Below are 3,155 nucleotides of genomic sequence, written 5' to 3' on the forward strand. Positions count from 1 at the left end.
TCATCCTCTTCTCGGAGGCGCCTCAAATAAATATTCAGTCTGCAACCTGTCCGCTTCCATACGTGTAAGTTAATCGCCATAAATTACACGCCGCAAGCAGAAACCGCGAACGTCAGCTATTTATCATACCATCTCCTTTTCTTGATCTTGAACTGTTTTCCGCTCTCTGTCGCCTAGATATCCAGATCCTTGACGCCGGCCGCGTATTTCTCAATGTATTCCCGGCGCGGTTCGACCACATCGCCCATCAGAAGGTTGAAGATCTGGTCCGCCTCGATCGCGTCCTCCATGCGGACCTTGATCATCGTCCGGGTCTGCGGATCCATTGTGGTCTCCCAGAGCTGTTCGGCGTTCATTTCACCCAACCCCTTGTAGCGCTGGATGCGGAGCCCGTCCTGCCCGTTGGTGCGGACCGCCCGGAACAGCTCCTCGAGCGACTCCGCCGCCGTCTCCGGCGTGCGCGGCGTCGTCACCAGGAACTTCGCCCCGGCCTTGTCGAACACCTGCCGCGGCGTCAGGCCGTGCGCGGCGAGATCCCGGGTCAGCGCTTCGCAGTTCGCCGCTTCGAAGATGCTCACCACGTCGATGTGGCGGGCGAGTTCGGCGCTCCGTTCCGCCGCCGCGGCGGCCGCCGCCTGATCTCCTTCCGGAACCTCCGGCGCCGGACCGCCCAGCCGCTCCTCGGCGGCGGCGATGAAAGCGTGCTGTTCCTCGGGGGTGTAGATGTACTGTTCGGTCATCGTGCCGTCGATCTCGCGCACCGTGATGTGGCTGATCGGGCAGCGCCCGTCTTCGGTGATCGCTTCGAAGTATTCGTTCGGCTCGACGCCGCAGCGCCGGAGACCGGCCGCCGCCTGCGAGGCGCGGGTGTAGAGCTCGACCAGCGCGCTGAGCCGCTCCGGTTCGATCGGATTGCCGTCGGCATCCTTGACGGTGATGTCCTCTTCGCCGAGTTTGACCAGGTAGCGGTCGAGCTGATCCTCGGTGTCGATGTAGCGCTCCTGCTTCTTGCCCTTGGTGACCTTGAAGAGCGGCGGCTTGGCAATGTAGACGTATCCTGCCTCGATCAGCGGCTTCATCTGCCGGAAGAAGAAGGTCAGCAGCAGCGTGCGGATGTGCGAACCATCCACATCGGCATCGGTCATGATGACCACGCGGTGGTAGCGCGCCTTGGAGACGTCGAACTCTTCGCCGATGCCGCAGCCGATCGCGTAGATGAGCGACTGGATCTCCTTGTTCTCAAACACTTTGTCGGCGCGGACCTTCTCGACGTTGAGCAGTTTGCCTCGAATCGGCAGAATCGCCTGGAATCCGCTGTCGCGGCCCGATTTCGCCGAACCGCCCGCCGAGTCACCCTCGACGATGTAGAGTTCGCAGCGGGAGGGATCGCGGTTGGAGCAGTCGGCCAGTTTGCCGGGCAGCCCGAGCCCTTCGAGCGCGCCTTTTCTGCGGACGGTTTCCCGCGCCTTCTTGGCCGCTTCGCGGGCCCGCGCCGCCAGCATCGCGCTGTTGCCGATGTTCTGCGCCACCTGCGGATTCTCTTCGAGGTAGGCGCCGAGCTCCTCGTTGATGACCGATTCGACGATGCCGCGCACTTCGGAGTTGCCGAGCTTGGTCTTGGTCTGCCCTTCGAACTGCGGGTCGGGCACCTTGACGCTGATGACCGCCGACAGCCCTTCGCGCACATCCGGCCCGGAGAGCGGCGTGTCGTTCTTCATCATCGTCTTGGTATAGTTGTTGATGGTACGGGTGAGGGCGGTCTGGAATCCGGTCAGGTGCGAACCGCCCTCGACGGTGTTGATGTTGTTGGTGTAGCTGAAGATGTTCTCGGAGGTGCCGTTGAAGTACTGCATGGCCACTTCGACGTCGATGTTGTTCCGCTCGCGGTGGAAGTAGATCACGTCGGGGTGGACCAGCTCCTTGTTGTGGTTCAGCATCGCAACGAACTCCCGGATGCCGCCCTCGTAGTGGAACTTCTCGGTGCGGACCGGCTGGTCGGGCGTCTCGGCGCGCTCGTCGGTGAGCGTGATGCGGATTCCGGAGTTGAGGAACGCCAGTTCGCGCAGCCGCTTGGCGAGGATGTCCCAGACGTAGACGGTGTCGGGGAAGATGGTCCCGTCCGGCTTGAAGGTGACCCGGGTGCCGCGCTTGGTGGTCGGCCCGAGCTCGTGGAGCGGCACGGTGGTGACGCCGCGTTCGAAGCGGATCGAATAGGCCTTGCCGCCGCGGTAGACCTCGACCTCCATCCAGTCGGAGAGGGCGTTGACGCAGGAGACGCCGACGCCGTGCAGTCCGCCGGAGACCTTGTAGGAGTTGTGGTCGAACTTGCCGCCGGCGTGCAGGATGGTGAGCACCACTTCGACGGCGGGCTTGCCCTCGCCCTCGTGGATGTCCACCGGGATGCCGCGCCCGTCATCCTCGACCGTGATCGAGTTGTCGGGGTGGATGGTCACTTCGATGTGGGTCGCGAATCCGGCGAGCGCTTCGTCGATGGAGTTGTCCACCACTTCGTAGACCAGATGGTGAAGTCCGCGCTGCCCGGTGTCGCCGATGTACATCGACGGTCTGACCCGGACCGCTTCGAGCCCTTCGAGCACGGTGATTTTACTGGCGCTGTATTCGGAACTGGAACTGCTTATGTCAACGTTGTTTTCACTCATATGACCCACTGTCTCTCCAAAGGTTGTTCATGCAATGGATTAACATACACCACAACCGGGCCGAATGCAATTTTTCCGGCGGAAAAAGTGCACTTTTTGAAGAGATTTCCTTCCCCGCCGTTTCCGCGGGGAAGGAGGGGGGAGGAACCGGGTCAGTTTCCGGTGAATTCGCCGCCGGAAATCGGACCGCCGAGCACCGGATACGCCGGGATTTTCTTCAGAATTTCACACTCCGCTTCGATCGGCGGGAAGTTGCCGTTTTCGTCGCGCAGGAGGATCTTCGCCTTCTCGCCGGGCGTGAACTTCTCCGGCGCGGTGATTTCGAGTTTCAGCAGCAGCCGGGAGAAGGGCGGCACGGTGCCGGTGAGCCGGTCCGGAACCGCCTTCCAGCCGGCCGGCACGGAGACCGTCATGGAGGCGGGCAGCTCCCGGCCGAAGGGGTTCGCCAGCGTCACCACCGCCTCCTGCGGCCGCCCGTTCGGGAAGCAGTAGAGC

2 protein-coding genes are annotated in these 3,155 nt (G+C 62.6%); both read right to left on the reverse strand.

What is annotated here, in order from left to right:
* Window positions 1–173: 173 nt before the first annotated feature.
* Window positions 174–2,660 carry a DNA topoisomerase (ATP-hydrolyzing) subunit B gene (gyrB, locus tag ACMLHG_RS04280; RefSeq protein WP_295808443.1) on the reverse strand — a complete coding sequence of 829 codons (2,487 nt, stop codon included), beginning with the start codon at window positions 2,658–2,660 and terminating at the stop codon, window positions 174–176.
* A 152-nt stretch (window positions 2,661–2,812) separates the two neighbouring features.
* Window positions 2,813–3,155: hypothetical protein (locus ACMLHG_RS04285; protein WP_417169674.1), on the reverse strand; the 343-nt coding region annotated here is incomplete at its 5' end.

It is taken from the genome of Victivallis sp., from assembly GCF_048170485.1.
Taxonomy (GTDB): Bacteria; Verrucomicrobiota; Lentisphaeria; order Victivallales; family Victivallaceae; genus Victivallis.

Bases quoted from the DNA above. Each gene is read 5' to 3' on its own strand.
- gyrB (WP_295808443.1), bottom strand. From the start codon at position 2,660: ATGAGTGAAAACAACGTTGACATAAGCAGTTCCAGTTCCGAATACAGC.